The following is a 23,987-nucleotide window of genomic DNA, read 5'->3' as shown; positions in this document are numbered from 1 at the left end:
TCGGGTTTCGGTGTGGTGGGTTCGGGTTCGTCGGGTTTCGGTGTGGTGGGTTCGGGTTCGTCGGGTTTCGGTGTGGTGGGTTCGGGTTCGTCGGGTTTCGGTGTGGTGGGTTCGGGTTCGTCGGGCTTGGGCGTGTTTGGGCGTGGCGGGTTGCCGTCGTCGGGTGTGCTGGGTCGGCGTGGTGGGTTGCCGTCGTCGGGTGTGCTGGGTCGGCGTGGTGGGTTGCCGTCGTCGGGTGTGCTGGGTCGGCGTGGTGGGTTGCCGTCGCCCGGTGCGGCGGGTGCGGGACCGTTACCGCCCGGGGGCGGGGTCGACGGGTCGGGTGTCGGTCGGGCTCCGGGGCGGTTCGTGTTCCCGGGCGCCGGGCGGGCCAGGGGACGGGGCGGCAACGGCTGTGCGAAGACTGTGGCGGAGCCGACGAAGCCGCCGACGAATCCGGTGATCAACGCGTTTTCGAGGTCTTCGCCCTTCGGTATGTGTCCGGTCAGCGGTATCTGCGCGACCAACCCTCCGGCCGCACCGGCGACTCCGCCGGCTCCGCCGATCAGCAAGCCGCTGGTGACGTGGGCGCCGTAACGCACCACGTTGGACTGCGACCGCTCGGCGATGCTGCCGATCACCCGGTTGACGCCGGGAGCGACGCGGGACGCGAAACGTGCTCCGAGGGCTCCGCCCGCACCGCCGATGACAGCGGCGTCGCCGACCTGGTCCCATTCGATCTTGTCGCGGTGGTGCAGGACGTTCTTCTGCCACCATTGAGCGCCGCCGTTGACCAGGGCGCCGGTGCCCGCGCCGAGTGCGGCGCCGATCGCGGTGGCCTTCGCCAGTGGGATACCGGCCCGCCGTATCGCGCACTCGGCGCCGACACTCTTGATGCTGAGCAGGCATCGCCGGCTGGCCGCCGCCCAGCTCGCCTCCGCGGCCGCCCGGTCCTCGGCGGCCTTGACGACGCCTGGCGCCATGAGCGCCGCGTCCAGCGCCAATTGCGCCAGCAGAGCGAATCCGGTGCCGATCACCAGCAGTTTGTTGAACTCGATGTCGTTGGCGCCCCTGTAGCACTGTTCGGCCATGGAGTCGGCATACGTGGCGTGATTGCGCAGATCGTCGCCGAGTTGCAGATTCCGTTGCGTCTTGACGTCGCTCGTCATGCCCGCGATCGCCGCCCGCTCCGACGCCGCGGCGACATCGTGCCGGTCGGCGAGCACTCGGCAGCTCTCGGCGGTATCCGACCATTGGTCACCGAGACGGCGCGCGGCGTCCTCGTCGCCGCAGGGGAAATGCCCCGCGACGCAGGTCACCAGCCAGTCCGGGAAAGCCTCCGGTATCTGCAGGGTCATAGCGAGACGTCCGGCGAAGGGGCCGCTTCCGCTGGGACATCCGCGACCGAAACGGACTCCGCCACGAAGGCGCGGCGTGCCGCCTCGATCATGTCGTGCGTGACGTTCGGATGGGCCAGCGCGATGGCGACCAGGGCCGCGTCCGTGTCGGGCCCCAACCCCACGTGCATCCGCAGCGGGCTGCCCGCGACCGCTGCGGCCAACTCGGTCTCGAACGTTTCGTGCTGCCGGTCGTCGGCGGTCCGGCCACCGCCTGCGTTCACGGCAGTGCCGTCCAGGTCTTCTTCGCCGTCTCGACCAGCAAGCGGTGCAGCACCTTCGCGGGCGGCCCCGCTTCGGGTCCGTTGATCTGGACCTCGGCGAACGCGTCGGCCAACGCCATGCCCGGATCGAAGCGGCCGTTGTGGAATCCGTAACGGCTCAGTTGGGCCCGCCATTGCTCGTAATCGGCGGGGGAGGCGGCGGGGGACTTGTCGCGTGCTTCCGTGCCGCGGGTTCGAGTGAACTCGGCGATCAGCGCGTCCTGGGCCAACTGTCTCGCCTGGAACCGGCCGGCGATGTCCAGCGCGTGCCCCAATTCCCGAATCATCGTCGAATACACCGGACGCCGGTCCGATCCGCGTGCGAGGTTCCCGGATTGTGTTGCGTTACGGACATATTCGGCGAACGCGGTCGGATTCCGCGCGACCACCGAGTCGAGCACGATCCTGCGGGTGTATGGCTCCGGGCCCGCCTGTCCCGCGACCCAGTCCCATTCCAGACGAGTGGCGGCCTCGCGCGATTCCGCTATAGCGATCTGGCGCAAGTCGAGGTAGGGATACTGGTTGAGCACGTCATCGAGCGCCGCCGCCAGTTCCCGGATCGCGTACCCGTCGATGCCGGGATCATCGAACCCGACGAGTTCCAGGTCGTGGCGCTCGGCCAGTTCCCGCGCGAGACGGACGTTCTCACTCGCGACCATGCCGTCGGTGGCCCAGGGGTGACGCGCGCCGGACTTGGACTCGGCGCCGAATGCCTTGCCGGCCGCCTTCGCCGCGGGCTTGCCCGCCTGCTGATCGGGGAACTGGGGCGAGGGCATGCGCGGCGGCGAGACGTTCGGAGCCGACGCCGAGACCCTCGGTGGGGTGCTCGGCGGCGCCGATACCTGCGGGCCTGCGGCTTTGGCTGCCGGTGCGTTAGAGGAAGGCGCGGTCTCGGCCGAACTCTTCGACCACGGAGTGCGCGCCTGTTTGCGGTTGGTCGCCGGGTCGCCGGTGGCGGTTGCCTGCGGAGCGGTAGCCGCCGGAGTGGTGTCGTGCGTGGTCGCCGGTGCGGTGGCCGAGGGTGTCCGCTCGGAGTCCGGCGCGCTCTCGTCGCGCCCGGGCACGTAGGAGCCGAGCGGATTGCCCACTCCGGGATTCCCCGCACCGGGGACGTTGCCGGACAGCGGGTTGGCCGAGACGCTCGGTTGATTCGATCGGGCCGACTGCGGGGCAGTGGAAGGCGATCGCGAGTTGCCGGGGTTGTTCGCGTTGTCCGCCACGGGCGACGTGGGGCTACGACCGGGGTCCCATGCCGTGTCCGGCCCGGTCGTCGACGACGCGGACACGGGGTTGGCACGGTTGCCGGTGGGTGTGGCGCTCGTGGTGGTGGGATTCCGCGCACTCGGCGGAACCTGATAGGGCGACGTGCCGGGACCGGTGTTCGGGCTGTCCTGTGCCGACGGGTCGGCGTCCTTGATCCGCCGGACTCCTTCGGTATCTTGTTGCTCGAATTTGTCCACCAGGTCCGCGACGACATTCCCTTCTTCGCGCAGGCTCGCTACGGTCTTCGTCAGACCGGCGACGCCTTTCTCCGCGTCCGGAAGATAGGTGCGCTCGAACGCTTTGCCCGCCGGGTCGTCTCCCCACCAGCTGCCTTCCCGCTCGATCGCGGCCTTCAACTCGTTCAGGACGCGTTGGGCATCCGCACCGATGTCCTCGAATTCCGGAACCAGTGCCCGAAGCCGTTCCTGATCGAGCCGCAACGACTGCGCCACACCCGTCTCCTCACGCCTCCCTGCGGCCGATTCCCATCCGGTTCGTCGGCCCGCTGTCTAGTTGTCGATGGACTCCGGTTTTTCCCGCCAGCTCGGTGCGCCCGGCACCATGTCGGGTAGGTCGGGCATGGCCTGGGCGGCGTCCTCGAGCCCGGCGATCAGCGCCTCCCGCTGCGACCGCGCCTGCTGTGCCGCCTCCTGCGCTGCTTCGGTGATCGACTGTCCCAGTCGTTCCGCCGTCCCTCGGGTCGCGGCCGCCGCCAAGCGCACGTCCGTGATCACCCCCGCGCTGTCCACCGTCACTTCCACCAGCTGATCAGCGGAGCCGGCTCGAACACGTAGCGTCTCCAGCTGCTGCCGCACCTCGGTGAGCTCGGCCTGCTGCCGCTCGTAGATGTCGAGGATGTAGTGGACCTGGCTGCGCAATCCACTGTTCGCCGATCGCAGGCCCTCCCGTTCCCATCGATCCACGGGCGGCTCCCTGCTGTGTGTCCTCATCGGTCGGCGCACACGCCGCCGTTGCGCGGAAACCGCTCGCTCGTCGACGGGCGCGTCGCGTCAGCCAATTATCGGAACAGCGCATGCGCCGAACCGACGCCGGGCTTCCCGGTGATGGGAATTCCGGCTTGATCATCGCCGGGGCGTTCAGCTGAACGGGGAGCGCGGTCGTTGCTGGAGTTCACCGTCGAGGTAGATGTCGACCTTCTCGTTGTAGAAGCACACCAGCCCGGCGACCTTCTGGCTCTCCGGCAGCGGCGTGCGATAGCCCCACACGTAGTCGGGATATTCGTTGCCGCCGACGCGGACGGTCCAGTAGTCGGCGGTGCCCTTGTACGGGCAGCTGGTGTGGGTGGCCGACGGGTGCAGTAGATCCATCCTGACGTCGGTCATCGGCAGGTAATACCGCGCGGGCAAGCCGGTTTCGAAGAGGATGCGCGGGGCGCGTGAGTCGGCGACGGTGACGCCGTCGATCTCCACCCGCACATGCCGTGAACTGGCCAGGATGTCGACGCGGGAGTACGGGTTGCGCGGGTGGACGTAGATCGGTTCGTCCTCCTCGAACCACTCGTCCATCGCGCCCCATTCCAGGCGCACCAGCTCGCGCAATTCGGTGATCGGCGACTCGTGATAACGCAGCGCCGCCCCGCCCGCGGTCGTGCCGTCGACCATGACGTCATAGACGGTCGCGTCGCCGCGGCTGGTGGAGTGCTGCGTCTGCCCGTTCGGTTCGAGTTTCGCGCGCAGATCCGTGACCGGCAGATAGTAGGTCGGGTAGTGCGGCTTCTCCCACACGAGCACCGGCCGAACGCTGTCGGCGACCAAGTGCCCGCCCAGATAGGCGCGCACACGCTTCTGGCTGGTCTCGACGCTGACGCGCCCCCGCTTCGCTTCGGTCATATTTCTCGACCGTACTCCTCGGCCGGTGCGTGCCAGGGCGGAAAACGACGAAGGCAGCCACGCGGGTGGCTGCCTTCGGTGCGCTCGGACGATCAGTCGTCGCCGACGGTGATGGCCTGTGCTTCCTCGACGCTGTGCGGAGCGGGATCGTGGTCGTCGAGGTGGGCCAAGGCGGCGCGCCCGGCCAGCAGGACGACGACCGCGGCGGCGGTGCACGCCGCGCCCACCCAGAACGGCAGCGAGATGCTGTGCTCGCCGAGCTTGCCCGCGAGATAGGGCGCCGCGGCGCCGCCCGCGAAACGGACGAAGCTGTATGCCGCCGACGCGGTGGACCGCTCCACCGGCGCCGAGATCATCACGGCCTCGGTGATCAGCGTGTTATTCACGCCGAGGAACAGGCCCGCCAGCACGGTGCCGACGATCAGCACCGGCTTGTGCTCGGCGAACACGGCCATCATCGCCAGGTCGGCCGCGAACAGGCCGAGCGAGAGGCCCATCATCGGCAGCGAACCGAAGCGCCGCTGCAACCGGGGAGCCAGGAACACCGACGCGATCGCCAGCAGCACACCCCAGCCGCAGAAGATGAAGCCGATCGCATAGGTACCCATGTCCAGCGGGAAGGGGGTGTAGGCGAGCAGGGTGAAGAAGCCGAAGTTGTACAGCAGGGCGGTGAGGCTCACGATCAGAAGTCCGCGGTAGCGCAGGGCGCGGAACGGCGCGGTGATCGAGGTGTGGTGCGTCGGCTCTGGGCCTTCCGGCAGCAGGACGACGATGCTGATCAGGGCGACGGCCATCAACGCCGACACGCCGAAGAACGGCCCGCGCCAGCTGATTCCGCCGAGCACGCCGCCGACCAGCGGACCGGTCGCGATACCGATGCCGAGCGCCGCCTCGTACAGGATGATCGCGCGGGCCACACCGCCGCTGGCCGCGCCGACGATGGTGGCCAGGGCGGTGGCGATGAACAACGCGTTGCCCAGGCCCCAGCCCGCGCGGAACCCGACGATCTGCGCCACCGTGTTCGACATACCGGCCAGCGCCGCGAACACGATGATGATCGCCAATCCGGCCAGCAGCGTCTTCTTCGCGCCGAAGCGGCTGGACACCACACCGGTGATCAGCATGGCCACGCCCGTCACCAGCATGTAGCTGGTGAACAGCAGCGACACCTGCGAAGGTGACGCGTCCAGTTGCTCGCCGATCGGTTTGAGAATGGGATCGACCAGGCCGATGCCCATGAACGCGATCACGCTCGCGAACGCGACCGCCCAGACGGCTTTCGGTTGCTTGGTGTTGTCCGCGACCGGGGCGCGGGCAGGAGCCAAAGTGCTCATCAGTGTTCCCTCGAGATCGGATCGTGCTGTCGCGTAGCCGCTTTCAGGGCCTCCAGCAAGTCGTGCAGTTCGGTGTCCAGCCGGGCCAGGCGTCCGGCGTCGAAGCCGGGCAGATGCGCGCCGATCGCGGTGGCGAACGCGCGGCGGAACTCGGCCAGCCGGGTCCGCCCGGCCGGGGTGAGTTCGACGATCACGGCCCGGGAGTCCTCCGGGTCCTTGCGCCTGGTCGCGAAGCCTTCCGCGACCAGCTTGCCGATCAGCGCCGTTGCCGCCGGCTGTGAACATCGGTCGATCCTGGCGAATTCGCTGACGCGCAGCGCGCCGTGTTCGTCGAGCACCGCCAGCGCCCGCAACATGGCCCGCGGCAGGTCGTCGCCGCTGATCACCCCGGCCAGCCGAGTGAGCCTGCCCGCGGTGACGAGAAGGTCGACGACGATGTCATCCGCTACGGTCACCTGAGCTTGCTGCACAGGAACATTATTACATAGGCTAACTATCTATTTGTGGTGAAATCGGCCACACGGTGGGACGCCCGGCGGATCGGTGTTCTCCCCCGGGTCGCCCCGAGTCGCCGTTGCTGCTCAATCAGGCTGTCCCGCAAGAGGACTCGTCGACTCCTCGTAGTGGATGTCGTATGCCGCCGCGATCGGGTTGATCTTCACCGGATCCAGCGCGCCGTCGGTCAGCACCGACGCTCCGGCTTCGAAGAGGTCTTCGAGGTAGCACTCCCAGCCGCCGGGTGAGGAGATCTGCAGTACCCGTGGCGGCGGCTGCGATCCGCAGCGCAGGGCGTGCGGAACGCCGTGCGGCAGCAGTACGAACATGCCCTCGGTCGCGGAGAACGTCCGGTCGTCGAACTCGACGTCGAGCGTGCCTTCCAGCACGTAGATGCATTCGTCCGCGACATGGTGCGTGTGTCGCGGGATATCTCGCGCCAACGTCACTTCCAGCAGGGAGAACCTGCCCTCGGTGTCGGCGGTGGTTGCCTTCACCGCGAACGCGGGCGGCAGCGGCACTCGGCCGGGCCGCGCGTCGCCGGGGGTCAGAAGACGGAAACGGTTGTGGGACATGAAGTGCTACCCTTCGAGACAATGAAACGGAACCGGAATCCGATTCCGTTTGAAGCGTAAACATGGAGGAATCGCCCGTGTCAAGGCCGCCATCGCCCCGCAGGCAGCGGGCCGACGCCACGCTCAACCGCGCCCGCATCGTGGCCGTGGCCCGCACGCTGTTCGCCGAGCAGGGCGGCGCCGTGCCACTGGCCGAGATCGCCCGCGCCGCCGGAGTGGGCGTCGGAACCGTCTACCGCCATTTCCCCACCCATGCCGACCTGATCGAGGCCGCGGCCGAGCAGCGCTTCGCCGAGATCGAGGAGTTCGCCCGCACCGAATGCCTGCGCGGCGAGCCGGGCGAGGGGCTCGCCCGCTACTTGCGCCGTGTCGGCGCGGTGCTGGCGGCCGACCGTGGCTTGTCGGCGGCGATCGAGGCGGCTCGGCAGTCGACGGGCAGCGAGCCGAGGGGTGAGGCCCGCGACAGGCTCGAGGACGTGATCGGCGAACTCGTCGAGCGGGACCGGGCCGCGGGAACGCTGCGTGCGGACTGCACGGTGGGTGATGTCTACATGATCGTCGGCGCGTTGTCCGCGACCATCAGCAGCGGCAGCGGTGATTGGCGCAGGCTCGTACGGATCGTGCTGGACGGCCTGCGCCCCGAAGCGGCCCGTGAACGCTCGGCGGAGTGATCAGCTGGGGGCTATGTTCGCGTTGCGGTGGAAGATGTTGCCCGGGTCGTAGTCGGCCTTGATGTGCGCCAGCTTCGCGTACTTGGTGCGGCCGTACGATTCGCGCACCCGGTCGTGGTCCGGGTCGGACATGAAGTTGACGTACCCGCCCTGGTTGGAAGCCAGCGGGCGCAGCGCTGCCCATGTCGTGCGCACCCATTCCCGGTCCGAGGCGAGTGTTTCGGGGTCGGGGGTGATCGCGGTGATGTTGCACTCGTAATGCGGGTTGCGCGTGCCGCCGAATGCCGTGTCGTTCTCGCCGACGGTGCTGAACGCACCGGTGAGCGGGAAGATCGGCATGAACGACAGCGGCGCGGACTTCCCGGCGGCGTTCGCGGTGAGAACCGCGATGACGTCGTTGGAGAAATCGTCGAGATCGAGTGCCTTCTCGTAGCCGTGCAGGCCCCACGGCGCCGCCGCGTCGAGCATCCGCTGCAACCCGGTGTACGGCATCGGGGTGCCGAACTCGAACAGAGGCGGCAGCGCGCCGCGGATCGGCGCCACCGCGGCGGCGTGCTCCTCGGCCGTGCCGAATCCGGCCACGATCAGGGCGTGGCCCGCGTGGCCGTGATACCGCTCCGGGACGAAAGGCGCGGGCGGCGCCGACATCGCCAGCGCGATCAACGCCCCGGACCGACGCGGCAGGGTGGGGATGAACTCACGGATCAGGCGCAGTGCGTCGGTGCCGTCCGCCATGTCCCAGAACAGCAGGCCGACGTGGACCTCCGGCCCGACGTGGTGCAGGCGGTATTCGAATTCGGTGACCACGCCGAAATTCCCGCCGCCCCCGCGCAAGGCCCAGAACAATTCCGCGTTCTCGGTCTCCGACGCCCGCACCACCCGGCCGTCGGCGAGGACCACCTGCGCCGAGACGAGGTTGTCGATGGCCAGCCCGGCCATGCGGGTCAGCCAGCCCATGCCGCCGCCGAGGGTGAGGCCGCCGACGCCGGTGTCGCTGATCACCCCGCCGGTGACCGCCAGCCCGTAGGCCTGGGTCGCGGCGTCCATGTCCGCCATCGTCGCTCCGCCGCCGACCCTGGCGCGCTCGGTCTCCGGATTCACCACGACGCTCTTCAAAGCGCTGAGGTTGATCATCAGGCCGCCGTCGCCGACCGCGGTTCCGCTGTAGGAATGGCCGCCGCCGCGAACGGAGATTTCCAGCCCGCGGTCCCGGCCGAAGGCCAGCGCCGCGGAGACGTCACCGGGCGACAGGCACTGGGCGATCACCGCAGGGCGCCGGTCGATGTCGCCGTTCCAGATGGCGCGGGCCCGGTCGTATCCGTGGTCGGCTGGGCCGTACACCGGCCCGCCGATGGCGGACCGCAATGCTTCGAGATCGGAATTCACTGTTCGCGTCATGGCATCCTCCCGGCTGGTGGGCCCCGACGACTTTTGGGACGAGTCGGCATCTCGACTCGCTACGGCACCGATTCCGACCTGCGGTGCCACTCGAAAACGCATCCCCCGGCATGCGCGTGTGGCGCTTGTCACATCTTAGTGCATCGAGTTCGCGCCGGACAGCCTATCGAGGCAGGGCGCACCGCCGCCACGGACGGTGCGCCGCTGCCCCGGCTCAGGCGGGCTGCGTCACCGGGCGGTGCGCGGCGCCGAACAGTTGCGCGTCCCCGTGGGCGCGCTTGAAGAACAGATGCGCGTCGTGCTCCCAGGTGATCGCGATGCCGCCGTGCAACTGGACGGTCTCGGCCGCGATGGCGGTGAGCGCCTCGGAGCAGTGCACGCGGGCGACCCAGACGTCCTCGGCGGCCGACGGGCTGTTCGCCGCCACCGCCGCGGTCGCGGCGACCGACGCCGACCGGGCCGATTCCAGCAGCACGTACATGTCGGCCATGCGGTGCTTGAGCGCCTGGAAACTGCCGATCACCCGCCCGAACTGCACGCGGGACTTGGCGTAGTCCACCGTCATCTCCAGGCAGCGGTCGGCGGCGCCGACCTGCTCGGCGGCCAGCGCCGCCCACGCGATCTCCCGCAGCCGGGTGATCGTCGCGGACTGATCACCGGAGCCGAGCCGTCGTGCGGGCGCGTCGGCGAAGCCGACTTCGGCCAGCTTGCGGGTGGGGTCCATGGTGGGCGCTGGCCGCCGGGTGACGCCAGGCGCGGTGGGCTCGACCTCGAACAGACCGGTCGGCGTGACGACGACGAAGGTGTCCGCCGACATCCCGTCCAGCACGTAGTGCGCGGTCCCGGTGAGGGCCCCGCCCGTCTCGTGCACGCCCGGCTCGTCCCAGCCGCGCTCGTCCGCCCAGCAGACCGCGATCGTGCGCGCGCCTTCGGCCACCTCGGGCAGCAGCCGCGCGCACGCTTCCCCGTCACCGGACAGCAGCACCGCCTGCCCGCCGAGGACCGCGGAACCGAGCATCGGCACCCCGGCGAGCGTGCGGCCCAATTCGCCCACCACCAGCAGGGATTCGACCAGGCTCGCGCCGAATCCGCCGTACTCCTCCGGAATCGCCAGCGCGGCGACGCCGATCTGCTCGCACAGCAGCCGCCACAGCGCCGGGTCGTAGCCGAGTTCGGTGTCCATCGCGGCGCGTACCGCGGCGGACCCGGCGTGCTTGGTCAGCAGCGCCCGCACCGAAGCGAGGAATTCCTGATGTTCGGCGGTGCTCATCGGTGTCCTTTCTTCGGGGGGCGCTGCCGCCTGCGGGCCTGACCGCTCATGCTGTGTTGGTTTGTCGCATGAGCGGGGCCCTGCGTGGTTACGCTGCGCTGCCGCCTCCGGGCCTGACCGCTCATGCTGTGTTGGTTTGTCGCATGAGCGGGGCCCTGCGTGGTTACGCTGCGCTGCCGCCTCCGGGCCTGACCGCTCACGCTGTGTTGGTTTGTCGCATGAGCGGGGCCCTGCGTGGTTACGCTGCGCTGCCGCCTGCGGGCCTGACCGCTCATGCGAGGCCTCGCGGGGCGGGTTCGGCGTCTTCCCGCAGCGCCTGGGCGATCCGGGCGCGATGCAGGTCCGGTGTGCCCCAGGCCGAACGCAGCGCGGTCACCTTGGTCAGCCACAGCGACAGGTCGTACTCGGCGGTGTAGCCGATCGCGCCGTGGACTTGGAGCGCGGTGCGGGCCGCGCGATAGGCGGCGTCGCCGCAGGCGATGACGGCGGCCGAGACGTCCCGTCCGCGGGTGGGTCCGGCCATGGTGAGCGCGGCGCGGTAGAGCAGGGGCTCGGCCAGGTCCAGCGCGATGAGCACGTCGGCCAGCTTCTGCTTCACGGCTTGGAACTCGCCGATCGGCTTACCGAATTGCTTGCGCTGCTTGGCGTATTCCGTGGACGAGTGCAGCAGTGCCTTGCCCGCGCCGAGCAACTGGGCCGCGCATGCCAGCGCGCCGGTGTCGAAACCGGCGGCCACGGCCGCGCCGACCTGGTCACCCTCGACGACGGTCGCGTCCGCGGCGACCGTGAACAGGCGACGGGCGGGATCGACCGATCGCACCAGGCCGGTGCGGTGCCCGGTGGACACCAGGTCCGCACCGGCCACCAGCACCACATCGGCGGCGTCGGCGTCCAGCGCGACGCCGCTGTGGCCGGGTGACTCGAACGCGACGGTGCCCAGCGCCGTGCCCTCCACGAAGCCGGGTAGCAGCCGCGCGGCCGGGCCCTGGTCCGCAAGCGCCTGCAACAGCGCAGGAATCGCGGCGGCGGTCTCCACCAGCGGACCCGGCACGGCCGCCCGCCCGATCTCCTGGAACGCCACGACCAGATCGATCGGTTCGGCGCCGATGCCGCCGTGTTCCTCCGCGACGGCCAGACCCAGCACACCGGCTTCGGCCAGTTGCCGGATCAACGCCCGACCAGGCCCGCTGTCGCCGGACGCCCACGCGCGCACGGCGGAGGGCGCGCGGCCCGCCTCCAGCAGTTTGCGCAGGCTGGCGCCGAAATCGAGTTGTTCGGGGCTGAGCGCGAATCTCATCGGCCGCTTCCTCTCGGTAGTCCGAGCAGCCGCTCGGCGATGATGTTGCGCTGGATCTCGTTGGTGCCGGCGTAGATCGGCCCCGACAGCGCGAACAGGAAACCGTCGGTCCACGGCCCGGAACGTTCCGCCGCCGGACCGAGCACTTCGAGCGCGGTCTCGTGCATGGCGATGTCCAGCTCCGACCAGAACACCTTGGTGATCGAGGATTCCGCGCCCAGCTTGCCGCCTTCGTTGAGCCGGGTGACCGTGCCGAAGGTGTGCAGCCGGTAGGCCTCGCTGCCGATCCAGGCGTCCACCACCGCGTCGCGCTGCGCGGTGTTGTCCGGATCGCCGTCCTCGCGCCACAGCTCGATCAGCCGCCGCGCGGTGGCGCTGAATCGGCCAGGGCTGCGCAGGGAGAGGCCGCGTTCGTTGCTCGAGGTGCTCATCGCCACGCGCCAGCCCTCGCCGGGCGCGCCGATCACGTCGCGGTCGGGCACGAACACCTCGTCGAGGAAGATCTCCGCGAAGCCCGGCTCCCCGTCCAGCTGCGGGATCGGACGCACCGACACCCCGTCGGCGGTCAGTGGGAACATGACATAGGTGAGGCCCTTGTGCCGCTCGGCCTCGGGGTCGCTGCGGAACAACCCGAATGCCCAGTCGGCGAAGGCGGCGCGCGAACTCCACGTCTTCTGTCCGCTCAGCAGCCAGCCGCCGTTGGTGCGCTTGGCGGTCGAGCGGATACCGGCCAGGTCGCTGCCCGCTTCCGGTTCCGACCACGCCTGCGCCCAGATGTCGTCGCCGCGCGCCATCCGCGGCATGATCCGTTCCAGCTGTTCGGGGGTGCCGTGTTCGAAAAGCGTCGGCGCCAGCAGGAAGATGCCGTTCTGGCTGACCCGCCCCGGCGCGCCCGCCGCGTAGTACTCCTGCTCGAACAGCACCCATTCCAGCAGCGAGGCATTGCGGCCGCCGAACTCCTCCGGCCAGGCCACCACCGAGAGCCTGGCCTCGGCGAGGGTGCGCTCCCACGCGCGGTGCGCCTCGAAGCCCGCCTTGGTGTCCATGGACGGCAGCGGTTTCGCCGGTTTGTTCGCGGCCAGGAATTCGCGGACCTCCCGCTGGAATTGCTGGGCCGCCTGGTCGAGATCCAGATCCACTAGGTCGTTCCGTTCTGTTCTGCGGTGCTCGCCGATGCCTTCATCGACTTGGCGTTCATGCCGCCGAGGGAGTCGGCGCCGACTTCGGCGTTGTGCGCGTGGGCGAAGTGGTGCAGGCCGAAGACCGAGTCCATGCCCGACCGCATGCCCATCAGGTCCTCGGCCTGATTGACCGCCTTCTTCGTCAGCGCGAGGCCGAATTGCGGCATGGTGGCGATCTTCTCGGCCAGCGCCAGCGTCTCGGTCTCCAGGTCGGCGCGCGGCACCACCCGGTTGACCATGCCCCATTCCTTGGCCTGCGCGGCGCCGAACCGATCGCCGGTGAACAGGAACTCCTTGGCCGCGCGCGGACCCATCACCCACGGGTGCGCGAAGTACTCGACGCCGGGAATGCCCATGCGCACCACGGGATCGGAGAAGAACGCGTCGTCGGAGGCGATGATCAGATCGCACACCCAGGCCAGCATGAGCCCGCCCGCGATGCAGGCGCCCTGCACCATGGCGATGGTCGGCTTGGGAATCTCCCGCCAGCGCCTGCACATCCCGAGGTAGACCTCGAGCTCGCGGGCGAAGCGCTGATCGCCGCCGGCCCGGTCCACGTGGTCCCACCACAGCGCGGCCTTGTTCTGGTACCGCACGTGGTGGTCGCGGCCGGGCGTGCCGATGTCGTGGCCCGCGCTGAAGTGTTTGCCGTTGCCGGCGAGCACGATCACGCCGACCTCCGGGTCCTCCACGGCGCGCTCGAACGCGGCGTCGAGGGCGTAGGTCATCACCGAGTTCTGCGCGTTGCGGTAGTCCGGCCGGTTCAGCGTGACGATCGCGACGCGCCCGCGCCGCTCGTAGGTGACGACCTCACCCTCGTCCGGGATCGCCGGACCCTGGTCCGGGGTTGCCGGTTCCGACATTACGACTTCTCCTCACGTAGTTGACGCTTGAGCACTTTCCCGGCGGCGCTGTAGGGCAGCTGGTCGCGGAATTCGACGAACCGCGGCACCTTGAAATTGGCCAGCACGGCGGTGGCGTGGGCGAGCACCTGGTTCTCGGTGAGGCCGGAGCCGGGCTTGCGCACCACGTACGCCTTGCCCACCTCGCCCATCCTGGTGTCGGGCACGCCGATGACCGCCGACTCGGCCACGCCGTCCAGCCGGGCCAGCGCCTGTTCGACCTCGGCGGGGTAGACGTTGAAGCCGCCGGAGATGTACATGTCCTTGAGCCGGTCGGTGATCTTCAGGTACCCGCGGTCGTCGATCGTGCCGATGTCGCCGGTGTGCAGCCAGCCGTCGGCGTCGATCGTCTCCGCGGTGCTGTCCGGGTCGTCGAGGTAGCCGAGCATCACGTTCGGCCCCCGCAGCAGGACCTCGCCCGCTTCGCCGAGGCGCAGCTCGAAATCCGCGATCGGCCTGCCGCAGGTGTTCGCGATGGTCTCGGCGTCGTCGTCGGCGCGGCACATGGTGCCGAAACCCGCGCTCTCGGACAGGCCGTATGCGGTGATGACGACGTCGAAGGCCAGTTCCGAGCGCATCCGCTCGATCAGCACCACCGGCACGGTCGCCGCTCCGGTGACGGCCACCCGCAGCGAGCTCAGATCGAATTCGGCGCGGCGCGGGAAATCCAGGATCGTCTGATAGATCGTCGGCGGACCGGGCAGCACGGTGACCCGCTCCGCGCCGATCAACCGCATAGTCTCCGGCACGTCGAAAACGGCCTGCGGGATGATCGTGGCCCCCGTGACCAGGCAGGCGAGGATGCCCGCTTTGTAGCCGAAGTTGTGGAAGAACGGGTTCACCACCAGATACCGGTCGTCGCCGCGCAAGGTGGCGCACTCGGCCCAGGCCCGGACCACCGACAGCGCCTGCCGGTGCGCGACCAGCGTGCCCTTGCTGCGGCCGGTGGTGCCGGAGGTGAACAGGATGTCGGAGATGTCGTCGGGGCCGACCGACTCGGCGCGTTCCTCGGCGTCGGCCACGGTGACCGGCGCGGCGACGGTCGCGAGTTCCGACCAGTCCAGCGCGGCGATGTCGGTGTTCTGGGTGCCTTCCACCGGGATCACCACCACCGTGTCGATGGCCAGATCGGGCGCGGATGTGCGCAGTTCGGCCAGCCGGTCGCGGCCGAGGAAGGGCCCCGCGATGAACAGGGCCTTCGCGTTCACCCGGCCGAGCACGTCGGCGGCCTCGTCGGCCACATAGCGGGTGTTCAGCGGCACCAGCGCCGCGCCCGCGTAGTGCGCGGCCAGCGCGGCGATCACCCAGTGGTGGGTATTGGGCGCCCACATGGCCACGCGGTCGCCCGTGCGCACCCCGCGTGCGATGAGCGCCCGCGCCACTTCCTGGACCGCGCCGAGCAACTGGGTCCAGTTCAGCCGCACCGGGCCGTCGGCGATCGCTGGGGCTTCGCCGAAGGTCCGAGCGGCGTGGCGCAGTGCCATCGGTGTGGTCTGAGCAGGGGTTGTCACGGTTGTCCTTACCGTCCGCGAGCGAGTTATGCGTGCACTCTACAAAGCAAGTGCTTGGTAGGTTATCCTACCGGCGTGGGTGCGATCCAGACCTCAGAATCCGACACCGCCGCTCCGGACGGGCGGTTTTCCGCCGCGCAGGACGAGCGATTCGCCGCCGAAGTGCGCGAGTGGCTGGAGGAGAACCTCAGCGGTGAATTCCGCTCGTTGCGCGGCCTCGGCGGCCCAGGCCGCGAACACGAGGCGTTCGACGAACGCCTGGCCTGGGACCGCCACTTGGCCGCAGCCGGGTGGACCTGTCTCGGCTGGCCGAAAAAGTACGGCGGCCGCGAGGCCACGGTGCGACAGCAGGTGATCTTCCACGAGGAATACGCCAAGGCGAACGCGCCGGCGCGGGTCTCGCACGTCGGCGAGGAACTGCTCGGCCCGACCCTGCTCGCGTTCGGCACCCAGGCGCAGAAGGACCGGTTCCTGCCCGGCATCCGCAATGTCAGCGAACTGTGGTGCCAGGGCTATTCGGAACCCGGCGCGGGCTCCGACCTGGCCGCCATCACCACCGCGGCGCACCTGGACGGCGACGAGTGGTCGATCAACGGGCAGAAGATCTGGACCTCGCTGGCCCACGTGGCGGACTGGTGCTTCGTCGTCGCCCGCACCGAGCGCGGCTCCACCAGGCACAAGGGCCTGTCCTACCTGCTGGTCCCGATGAAGCAGCCGGGCATCGACGTGCGCCCGATCATCCAGCTGACCGGCACCTCGGAATTCAACGAAGTCTTCTTCGACGACGCCCGCACCGCGGCCGACCTGGTGGTCGGCGAGCCGGGCGACGGCTGGCGGATCGCCATGGGCACGCTCACCTTCGAGCGCGGCATCTCCACCCTGGGCCAGCAGATCCGTTTCGCGCGGGAACTGGCCGACATCGAGGCCTTGGCCCGCCGCACCGGCGCGGCCGGCGACCCGCTGATCGCCGACCGGATCGACCGGGCCTGGGTCGGACTGCGGGTGCTGCGCGCGCACGCCATGCGCACGATGGAGGGCGCGGGCGTGGACGACGGCGCGGGCCAGGCCTCGGTGGCGAAACTGCTGTGGGCCAACTGGCATCGCGGCCTGGGGGAGCTGGCGATGGCCGTGCTCGGCGCTCGCGGCCTGGTGGCGGGCGAGGACAATCTCAACGAATGGCAGCGGCTGTATCTGTTCACCCGCGCCGACACCATCTACGGAGGTTCGAACGAAGTGCAGCGCAACATCATCGCCGAGCGGGTGCTCGGCCTGCCGCGCGAGGCCCGCCCGTGACGGGGCCGCTGTCGGTCGCCCCCGCGCCCGTCGCCGGGCACGGCCTGCTGACCGGGCGTTCGGCCGTGATCACCGCGGCGGCCGGTACGGGCATCGGCTCGGCCACCGCGCGCAGGCTGCTGGCCGAGGGCGCGGACGTGGTGGTCTCCGACTGGCACGAGCGGCGGCTGGCGGAGACCGCGACCGAGCTGGCCGCGGAATTCCCGGACCGGCGGGTCGCATCGATCCCGTGCGACGTGCAGAGCACCGAACAGGTGAACGCGCTGGTCCGCGGCGCCGCAGAGGCCATCGGCCGGATCGACATCATGGTCAACAACGCCGGTCTGGGCGGGGAGACGCCCGTGGTCGACATGACCGACGAGCAGTGGGACCGCGTCCTCGACATCACCCTCAACGGCACCTTCCGCTGCACCAGGGCCGCTCTCGGTTATTTCCGCGACGCGGGCCACGGCGGGGTGATCGTGAACAACGCCAGCGTGCTCGGCTGGCGTGCGCAATACGGCCAGGCGCACTACGCGGCGGCGAAGGCGGGCGTCATGGCGCTGACCAGGTGCAGCGCGATCGAGGCCGCCGAACTCGGCGTCCGGATCAACGCGGTGGCCCCGAGCATCGCCAGGCACGCGTTCCTGGACAAGGTCAGCTCCACCGAACTGCTCGACCGGCTCTCCGAGCGCGAGGCGTTCGGCCGCGCGGCCGAACCGTGGGAGGTCGCCGCGACGATCGCCATGCTGGCCAGCGACTACACCACCTACCTCACCGGCGAGGTGGTCTCGATCAGCAGCCAACGCGCCTGAGCGGGAAGCATTCCGGGCTCGTCCGCTCCGCGCGGGCGGACGAGCAACCCTGGCGACCACCGAGCAGCCGCTCGCGCGCCACGCCCGGCGCGATCTTCCGCGCCCTATTGCGATCGCCTTCTCGCATCGCGCCCGCCGGGTGAAATGGGCGGCTGATCAGGTCGAAAAGGCCGAGCCGAGGCACACCGCGGTGTGCCATGCTGGATGAGATCGGATCAGCGCTCTTCAAGGGGGCGATGGCTATGGGCCTGGATCGCCCACCTGCCCGCGAACAACTGGAACTCGATGTGGTGCGCGAAGTCGTACTGGCCAGGCGACGGCTCGACAGCCTCGTCCTCTCCGCGCTCACCCTCGGCGCCGAACTCATCGAGCACACCTCCGAAAGCGCGGTCGCCACGGCCGCCACACGGATTCTCCAGCAGCACGCCGTCGACGAGGGCGAAGTCGCCCGTGATCCGCGCGGCGCGCTGCGGGCCGATCTGGCGCGCGATCGCGAGCGCGCCCGGCGCATCGGCCTCAGCGCCGACGGCACGGAGAGCGAACAGGAGCAGCGCAGGCAGCGTCAGACGGCGCTGCTGTGCGAGGTGCGCGCCGATCTGCTCGCCGTGGTCGCGAAATGCCGGAAATTCCGCTTCGACCAGGTGACCTTCGCCGACGAGATCGCGCAGGGCCTGTGCGCGGCCACCGACAAACTGGTGATCGGGGCTGATATGGACACCTACCACGCCTGGCAGCGCGGCATGGTGCTCAAGCTGAGCGAGGAGCCGGTGCGCGGCGGTCCGCCACGGGTGATGGCCACGGTGGACGCCGGTCCCGGCCGCGGGCAGCTCACCGTCGAGTGGGACAGTTGCGAACGTCGTCTCGCGCTTGTCGCCAGGATGGCGCGGGCGGGCGTGTCGCCGGTGATCATCTGCGATCGCCTGCTCGCCGATCTCTCGGTCTCCTCGCCGCTGCGCTACTCGGCGCGTTGAGCGGGGGCCCTCGACCAAGCAAATGCTTGGTTGTATGATGGCCGTGTGCCCGCACCAGACGCCTCGAAATCAGCACGGCGCAGCGAGTTGCTCGCCTTGGCGGCCGAATTGTTCGCCGAGCGGGGATTGCGCGCCACCACAGTGCGCGACATCGCCGACGCGGCCGGGATCCTCTCCGGGAGCCTCTATCACCACTTCGATTCCAAGGAGTCGATGGTGGACGAGATCCTGCGCGGGTTCCTCGACGAGCTGTTCGGCCGCTATCGGGAGATCGTGGCCTCCGGACTGAGTTCGCGAGACACCTTGGAAGCCTTGGTGCTCGCGTCCTACGAGTCGTTCGACCGCTGGCACGCCGCGGTGGCGATCTACCAGGCCGAGGCGAAGCGACTGCGCGACTCGGAGCGGTTCACCTACATCGCCGCGTACAACCGCGAATTCCGCGAGCTGTGGCACCGGGTGCTGACCAACGGCGTCCAGGACGGCAGCTTCCGGCCGGAGCTGGATGTCGAACTGGCCTACCGGTTCCTGCGTGACACGGTGTGGGTCGCGGTGCGGTGGTACCGCCCCGGCGGCCCGGTCACCGTCGAGAACCTCGCGAAGCAGTACCTGACCATCGTGCTCGACGGGCTCACCGCCGGCGCGCGCACCACGTAGGAGTCCTTACATGTCAGCACCTTCCGCGTCCCGTCGTCCGTATGCCCCGCTGCGGGACGCCTACGTGATCGACGCGGTACGCACCCCGGTCGGCAAGCGCGGCGGCGCGCTGGCGGGCGTGCACCCGGCCGATCTGGGTGCGGCCGCGCTGCGCGGCCTGCTGGACCGCAACCCGATCGACCCGGGAAATGTCGACGACGTCATCGTCGGCTGCGTCGACAACGTCGGCCCGCAGGCGGGCAATATCGGCCGCACCATGTGGCTGGCCGCGGGCTATCCCGAAGAGGTGCCCGGCGTCACCGTGGACCGGCAGTGCGGATCCAGCCAGCAGGCCATCAATTTCGGCGCCCAAGCCATCATGAGCGGCACCGCCGAGCTGATCGTCGCCGGCGGCGTGCAGAACATGAGCGCGATCCCGATCTCCGCGGCCATGTTCGCGGGCAAGGAGTACGGCTTCGACTCGCCGTTCGTCGGATCGCAGGGCTGGGACCACCGCTACGGCACCGGCGAGGTGACGCAGTTCCGCGCTGCGCAGCTGATCGCCGAGAAGTGGGACATCAGCCGCGAGGACATGGAGCGCTGGGCGCTGCGCAGCCACGAGCGCGCCCGCGACGCGATCAAGAACGGCCGCTTCGACAAGGAGATCGTGCCGGTCGGCGATTTCTGGATCGACCAGGGCCCGCGCGAGACCAGCCTGGAGAAGATGGCTTCGCTGCCCGCGCTGGCCGAGGGCAGCCCGCTGACCGCCGCGGTGGCCAGCCAGATCTCCGACGGCGCCAGCGCCACCCTGCTCGCTTCCGATTGGGCGGTGCAGGAGTACGGCCTGACCCCGCGAGCGCGCATCCACCACGTGAGCGCGCGGGGCGCGGACCCGATCTACATGCTCACCGCGCCGATCCCGGCGACGAAATGGGCGCTGGAGAAGGCCGGTCTCACCATCGACGACATCGACGTTGTCGAGATCAACGAGGCGTTCGCGCCGGTGGTGCTGGCCTGGCTGAAGGAGACCGGAGCCGACCCGGAGAAGGTCAACGTCAACGGCGGCGCCATCGCGCTGGGCCACCCGCTCGGCGCGACCGGAGCGAAGCTCTTCGCGACACTGCTCAACGAGCTCGAGCGGATCGAGGGCCGCTACGGCCTGCTCACCATCTGTGAGGGCGGCGGCACCGCCAACGTGACCATCATCGAGCGCCTGCCGCGCTGACCGGCGTGGACGAACGGCACGCCGGCGAGTCCGGCGTGCCGTTCGCGCGTCGTCGGGCCAGTCGTATCTGAACCTGCGACCCGAGTGGCACATGGCTGCGGCGAACCGCGAGTAGGCCCTCCGTCATGTGCCACTCGACGAGGCGTCAGGCGGTGCCTGACCCTCGGCTGATGGGTGATCCAGTTAGTCGACGGTGTAGGTGCCGATGAGCTGGCCGTCTCCCATGCTCGCGTCGACGATCGCGGACCTCGCGTCGCTGGCTGATGTTCGCGCGTCCACTTTCACGGGATGTGAGAGCGCGTAGACGATGAATCGGTAATGGTGGACGCCGGTGCCCGCGGGTGGGCACGGTCCGAAGTATTCGGCGCGCTCAGCGCTGTTCAGGCTGACCACCCCGCCCGCGGGTGTCTCGCCCTCCGCGGTGGACGTGGTCCTCGGCGGAATATTGCTGACCACCCAATGGGTGAACAGGCCGCTCGGGGCGTCCGGGTCGTCCACGATCAACGCCGACGTGGCGGCTTCCGGGGGAGTCGTCCAGTTCAGCGGCGGCGGTTCGTTCCTGCCTTTGCAGGTGTAGACCACCGGGATCGGGTCGCCATGGTCGAAAGCGCTACTGCGCACGGAGATCTCGTTCGTCGCGGGCATCGCGGCCTCCGCTCGAGTCGAGGGATGGTGATCGAGTCCGACGGTTCGTCTGTCGCAGGACGGGCTGGCGCAATATGGCGATCGACAGGCGAACCCCGTTATGTCGTTGTCAGTCCAGCGTAAGACGACATTGCGGGACCATCCAGGCAATGAGCGAATCTGCCGTTATCGCTGCCGCTAGGCTACAGCCGTCGCGAAATCGGCTATTTCACGGCCCGCGCGGCGGGATATGCGGGCCGTCGTCCCGACGCGGCGGTCATTTCGATTCGAACGGATAGGGCGGCCCAGGCTGAACCGGCGGCCGCCATCCCTCAGTTCGACCCCGTCCCCGCGGACTGCTCGTGCTCGGAGAGCGCCGCGATCGTCTCGATCCGCTCCACCGCGTCGGTGACGATCCGATCGATCAGCTCCTTGCACGTGGGCAGATCGTCGATGATCCCCGTGACCTGTCCCGCCGCGAGGACGCCCGCCTCGGTGTTGCCCTCGACCAATCCGGCGCGCAGGAGCATCGGCGTGTTCGCGGCCATGACGACCTGCGACCAGGTGAGATCCTTGGTCTTCCGCATGGCCAGGCCGTCGCGGATCATGGTGGACCACTTCATGCCGGTCATGCTCTTGAACCGGGCCGCGTTGCCCACCGCCGCGGTGAGGCCGCGCCAGCGGCCCGAATGTTCCAGCCGCTGCACCAGTTCGGTGTTCAGCACGCGGTGCGGCATGCCGTCGACCTTGAGCGACACCACCGTGTCCTGGAGCTGTCGGCGCAGGTACTCCTGCTTGACCGCGTCGGGGACGGTGCTCTCCCGAGTGAGCAGGAACCGGGTGCCCATCGCGACGCCGGCCGCGCCGTAGGCCAGCGCTGCGGCCAGGCCACGCCCGTCGAAGAACCCGCCGGCCGCGACCACGGGAATGTCCACCGCGTCCAGCACCGAGGGCAGCAGCAGGGTGGTGGCGACCGGGCCGGTGTGCCCGCCGCCCTCGCCGCCCTGCACGATCACCGCGTCCGCGCCCCACGAGGCGACTTTGACCGCGTGCTTGGCCGCGCCGATCGACGGGATGACCACCACGCCCGCATCTTTCAGCTTCGCGATCAAGTCCTGCTTGGGGGCGAGCGCGAACGACGCGACCGCCACCTTCTCCCGGATCAGCAGATCGATCCGCTCCGGCGCGTCCGCCGCGTCGGCTCGGATATTCACGCCGAACGGTTTCGCGGTGTGCGCCTTGGTCTTCGCGATGGCCGCCTCGAGTTCGGCGAAGGTCATGGTGGCCGAGGCGAGGATGCCGAGTCCACCCGCTTCGGCGGTGGCCGACACCAGGCTCGGGCCCGCGACCCAGCCCATGCCGGTCTGCACGATCGGGTGTTCGATGCCGACCAGATCGGTCAGCGGGGTACGCAAGCGCGGGCTCATGACGGGACCTCGGTTTCGCGAATCTTCCTGGGGTCGAGCACTTCCCGGATCAACCGCAGCTCCTCGGCCGTCGGCTGCCGGGTCTCGGCCGCTTCGGCGAGCCCGGCGATCTCGAAGGAGGTGTTCTCCGCGACTTCCTCGGCGGTGACGCCGGGATGCAGGCTGCGGACGCGCATGGTGTGATCGGGGCCTTCGAAATCGAAAACGCCCAGATTGGTCACCACGCGGTGCAGGTGGTGGAAGCGGTATGCCGGGTTGGCCGCGTCGACCTTGTCGTATCCCACCCCGGAGACGATGTCCACCTGGTCGGTGAACACCCGCTTGGTGTGCCGGGCGACCCAGTAGCTGGTGGCGTGGTTGATCGTGTTGCCCGGCGCGCCGCGCACACCGAACATCTGGCGGGTCGGCTGCCGCAACGAGCCGAAGGCCGAGAGGTTCTGGTTGCCGAACCGGTCGATCTGGTTGGCGCCCATCACCACGTGCCTGCGTCCGGAGGCCACCACGTCGAAGACCTTCCGGAACGGAATCCAGCCTTCGATCGGCGCTTTCCCGCCCAGCGGGGGAGTCTCGGCGAACAGCAGCGCCTCGCCGTCGGACAGCAGCAGATCCGGTTCGGTGGTGAGTTTGGCCAACCGCGCGCCGATGATGGACATCGGCGACATGGGGCTGGCTATGATCTCGCCCGCGCCACTGAAGATCTCCGCGCAGGCGACGGCGCAGATCTCGGCGCGGGTGACGGTTTCGGTGCTGGTCATCACGCCTCCTCGGCGAATCGGCGGACGGCGGCCTGGTACTGCTCCTCCGAGCCGGCCAGATAGGTGTCGGCGAACCGCTGCCACGCCTCCGGCGTTTTCGCGGACTCGACGTAGTGCTTCTGGAACTTCTCGTCCCGGCCGTAGTCGTCGGCGGCCAGGGTGAAGTGCGCGCCGCCGGGGGCCTCGACCACGCCGTCCACCATCATGCGGCTGAGCAGCAGCGCCTGCAGCGGAACGGTTTTCACCAGTTCGTCGGTCTCCACCACGCGCTCGACCGAGACGTAGCGGCGCTGCGCCGCCAGGCAGAACAGATCGTCGAAATAGGGATCGACGCCGGTGTAGGCGGCGTTGCCGTGCGCGTCGCCGAGGTTCAGGTGCACCAGCGCCGCGTCCAGATTCAGCGCGGGCATGGCGATCAGGGTCTCCGGCGTGCCGTCCACGGGATAGGGCGATTCGACCGTCTTCAGCTCGCCCTCCCAGAAGTTCGGGACGTCGGAGCCGAGCCCGGCGCGGATCGGCAGGAACGGCAGCCGCGCCGCGGCCGCCTCCAGCCCGCACTTGAGCATGCCCTCGTCCATCTCGCGGGCGACCAGCGCGCCGGAGGTGCGGGCCTTGGCGAACCACGGGTCGTAGAACGGCGGCGAATCCAGCGACACGAAGCCGTAGTACGCCTTGCGCACCTTCCCCGCCGAGCACAGCAGCCCGAGGTCGGGGCCGCCGTAGCTCACCACGGTCAGGTCGGTGATGTCCGAACGCAGGATGGCCCGCACCAGCGCCATCGGCTTGCGCCGCGACCCCCAGCCGCCGATGCCGATGGTCATCCCGCTGCGCAACTCGCCGACGACCTCGTCGAGCGACATCCGCTTGTCTCGCATGGGT

23 protein-coding genes and 1 pseudogene are annotated in these 23,987 nt (G+C 69.5%); 6 read left to right on the top strand and 18 right to left on the bottom strand.

Features of this window, described 5'->3' with window-relative positions:
- The 8 genes and pseudogenes from ACH49X_RS27385 to ACH49X_RS27350 all read right to left on the bottom strand — a co-directional run.
- Window positions 1–1,337 (bottom strand): annotated as a pseudogene (locus ACH49X_RS27385) (hypothetical protein); the annotation flags it as partial.
- Window positions 1,334–1,600, bottom strand: a complete 267-nt coding sequence (locus ACH49X_RS27380; protein ID WP_357206655.1) for a hypothetical protein — start codon at window positions 1,598–1,600, stop codon at window positions 1,334–1,336. The gene ACH49X_RS27380 and the pseudogene ACH49X_RS27385, both read right to left, overlap by 4 nt.
- The gene (locus ACH49X_RS27375; RefSeq protein ID WP_357206653.1) at window positions 1,597–3,354 is read right to left on the bottom strand and encodes a hypothetical protein; all 1,758 of its coding nucleotides are present in this window, start codon (window positions 3,352–3,354) and stop codon (window positions 1,597–1,599) included. Before ACH49X_RS27375 ends, ACH49X_RS27380 begins: the two co-directional genes overlap by 4 nt.
- A 57-nt stretch (window positions 3,355–3,411) precedes the next feature.
- Window positions 3,412–3,825, bottom strand: a complete 414-nt coding sequence (locus ACH49X_RS27370; protein WP_357206651.1) for a YbaB/EbfC family nucleoid-associated protein — start codon at window positions 3,823–3,825, stop codon at window positions 3,412–3,414.
- 174 nt (window positions 3,826–3,999) lie between these two features.
- Window positions 4,000–4,752, bottom strand: coding sequence for a DUF427 domain-containing protein (locus ACH49X_RS27365; protein WP_357206649.1), 753 nt, complete (start codon window positions 4,750–4,752; stop codon window positions 4,000–4,002).
- Window positions 4,753–4,844: 92 nt separating this feature from the next.
- Window positions 4,845–6,086 carry an MFS transporter gene (locus ACH49X_RS27360; RefSeq protein ID WP_357111188.1) on the bottom strand — a complete coding sequence of 414 codons (1,242 nt, stop codon included), beginning with the start codon at window positions 6,084–6,086 and terminating at the stop codon, window positions 4,845–4,847.
- Window positions 6,086–6,541, bottom strand: a complete 456-nt coding sequence (locus ACH49X_RS27355) for a MarR family transcriptional regulator (protein ID WP_323124111.1) — start codon at window positions 6,539–6,541, stop codon at window positions 6,086–6,088. Before ACH49X_RS27355 ends, ACH49X_RS27360 begins: the two co-directional genes overlap by 1 nt.
- 126 nt (window positions 6,542–6,667) lie before the next feature.
- Entirely contained in the window at window positions 6,668–7,156 is a 489-nt protein-coding gene (locus ACH49X_RS27350; protein ID WP_357111191.1) for a cupin domain-containing protein, read from the bottom strand.
- Between the two features lie 77 nt (window positions 7,157–7,233).
- On the opposite strand from ACH49X_RS27350, the gene ACH49X_RS27345 reads away from it, so the two are divergent.
- Entirely contained in the window at window positions 7,234–7,827 is a 594-nt protein-coding gene (locus tag ACH49X_RS27345) for a helix-turn-helix domain-containing protein (protein ID WP_357206647.1), read from the top strand.
- Here the strand turns inward: ACH49X_RS27345 and ACH49X_RS27340 are convergent, their stop codons facing one another.
- From ACH49X_RS27340 to ACH49X_RS27315, 6 genes are all read right to left on the bottom strand, one after another.
- Complete coding sequence (locus ACH49X_RS27340; RefSeq protein WP_195078089.1) at window positions 7,828–9,225, bottom strand: FAD-binding oxidoreductase; 1,398 nt, start codon at window positions 9,223–9,225, stop codon at window positions 7,828–7,830.
- 214 nt (window positions 9,226–9,439) lie between these two features.
- A complete protein-coding gene (locus ACH49X_RS27335; RefSeq protein WP_357206645.1) occupies window positions 9,440–10,495 on the bottom strand; it encodes an acyl-CoA dehydrogenase family protein in 1,056 nt (351 codons plus the stop codon).
- A 271-nt stretch (window positions 10,496–10,766) separates the two neighbouring features.
- Window positions 10,767–11,792 (bottom strand): acyl-CoA dehydrogenase family protein, encoded by a 1,026-nt coding sequence (locus ACH49X_RS27330; protein WP_357111198.1) that lies wholly within the window; start codon window positions 11,790–11,792, stop codon window positions 10,767–10,769.
- Window positions 11,789–12,931, bottom strand: a complete 1,143-nt coding sequence (locus ACH49X_RS27325) for an acyl-CoA dehydrogenase family protein (RefSeq protein WP_357206643.1) — start codon at window positions 12,929–12,931, stop codon at window positions 11,789–11,791. The genes ACH49X_RS27330 and ACH49X_RS27325 overlap by 4 nt, the downstream gene beginning before the upstream one ends.
- Window positions 12,931–13,836, bottom strand: coding sequence for an enoyl-CoA hydratase (locus ACH49X_RS27320; protein WP_357206641.1), 906 nt, complete (start codon window positions 13,834–13,836; stop codon window positions 12,931–12,933). Before ACH49X_RS27320 ends, ACH49X_RS27325 begins: the two co-directional genes overlap by 1 nt.
- A complete protein-coding gene (locus ACH49X_RS27315; RefSeq protein ID WP_357206639.1) occupies window positions 13,836–15,386 on the bottom strand; it encodes a FadD3 family acyl-CoA ligase in 1,551 nt (516 codons plus the stop codon). The genes ACH49X_RS27320 and ACH49X_RS27315 overlap by 1 nt, the downstream gene beginning before the upstream one ends.
- Before the next feature lie 75 nt (window positions 15,387–15,461).
- Between ACH49X_RS27315 and ACH49X_RS27310 the strand changes: the two genes are divergently transcribed.
- The 5 genes from ACH49X_RS27310 to ACH49X_RS27290 all read left to right on the top strand — a co-directional run bounded on the left by ACH49X_RS27310 (window position 15,462) and on the right by ACH49X_RS27290 (window position 20,302).
- Window positions 15,462–16,679, top strand: a complete 1,218-nt coding sequence (locus ACH49X_RS27310) for an acyl-CoA dehydrogenase family protein (protein WP_357206637.1) — start codon at window positions 15,462–15,464, stop codon at window positions 16,677–16,679.
- Complete coding sequence (locus tag ACH49X_RS27305) at window positions 16,676–17,473, top strand: SDR family oxidoreductase (RefSeq protein ID WP_067794941.1); 798 nt, start codon at window positions 16,676–16,678, stop codon at window positions 17,471–17,473. The genes ACH49X_RS27310 and ACH49X_RS27305 overlap by 4 nt, the downstream gene beginning before the upstream one ends.
- 197 nt (window positions 17,474–17,670) lie before the next feature.
- Entirely contained in the window at window positions 17,671–18,444 is a 774-nt protein-coding gene (locus ACH49X_RS27300) for a hypothetical protein (protein ID WP_323124114.1), read from the top strand.
- A gap of 45 nt (window positions 18,445–18,489) precedes the next feature.
- Entirely contained in the window at window positions 18,490–19,098 is a 609-nt protein-coding gene (locus ACH49X_RS27295; RefSeq protein ID WP_039794829.1) for a TetR/AcrR family transcriptional regulator, read from the top strand.
- A gap of 10 nt (window positions 19,099–19,108) precedes the next feature.
- Window positions 19,109–20,302 (top strand): acetyl-CoA C-acetyltransferase, encoded by a 1,194-nt coding sequence (locus ACH49X_RS27290; protein WP_397071193.1) that lies wholly within the window; start codon window positions 19,109–19,111, stop codon window positions 20,300–20,302.
- 183 nt (window positions 20,303–20,485) lie between these two features.
- On the opposite strand, the gene ACH49X_RS27285 is transcribed toward ACH49X_RS27290, so the two are convergent.
- The 4 genes from ACH49X_RS27285 to ACH49X_RS27270 all read right to left on the bottom strand — a co-directional run bounded on the left by ACH49X_RS27285 (window position 20,486) and on the right by ACH49X_RS27270 (window position 23,983).
- Window positions 20,486–20,947, bottom strand: coding sequence for a YbhB/YbcL family Raf kinase inhibitor-like protein (locus tag ACH49X_RS27285; RefSeq protein WP_357111213.1), 462 nt, complete (start codon window positions 20,945–20,947; stop codon window positions 20,486–20,488).
- A 311-nt stretch (window positions 20,948–21,258) separates the two neighbouring features.
- Window positions 21,259–22,353, bottom strand: a complete 1,095-nt coding sequence (locus ACH49X_RS27280; protein ID WP_195078097.1) for a nitronate monooxygenase family protein — start codon at window positions 22,351–22,353, stop codon at window positions 21,259–21,261.
- Window positions 22,350–23,108, bottom strand: a complete 759-nt coding sequence (locus ACH49X_RS27275; protein WP_357206635.1) for a CoA-transferase — start codon at window positions 23,106–23,108, stop codon at window positions 22,350–22,352. Before ACH49X_RS27275 ends, ACH49X_RS27280 begins: the two co-directional genes overlap by 4 nt.
- On the bottom strand, window positions 23,108–23,983 hold the full coding sequence (locus tag ACH49X_RS27270; protein ID WP_357206633.1) for a CoA-transferase: 876 nt from the start codon (window positions 23,981–23,983) through the stop codon (window positions 23,108–23,110). Before ACH49X_RS27270 ends, ACH49X_RS27275 begins: the two co-directional genes overlap by 1 nt.
- Window positions 23,984–23,987 lie beyond the last annotated feature (4 nt).

The organism is Nocardia sp. NPDC019323 (genome assembly GCF_044389845.1).
GTDB classification, from domain to species: Bacteria; Actinomycetota; Actinomycetes; order Mycobacteriales; family Mycobacteriaceae; genus Nocardia; species Nocardia implantans.
The sequence above is the reverse complement of the archived record's forward strand: the minus strand, read 5'-3'. Positions and strand labels throughout refer to the sequence as shown.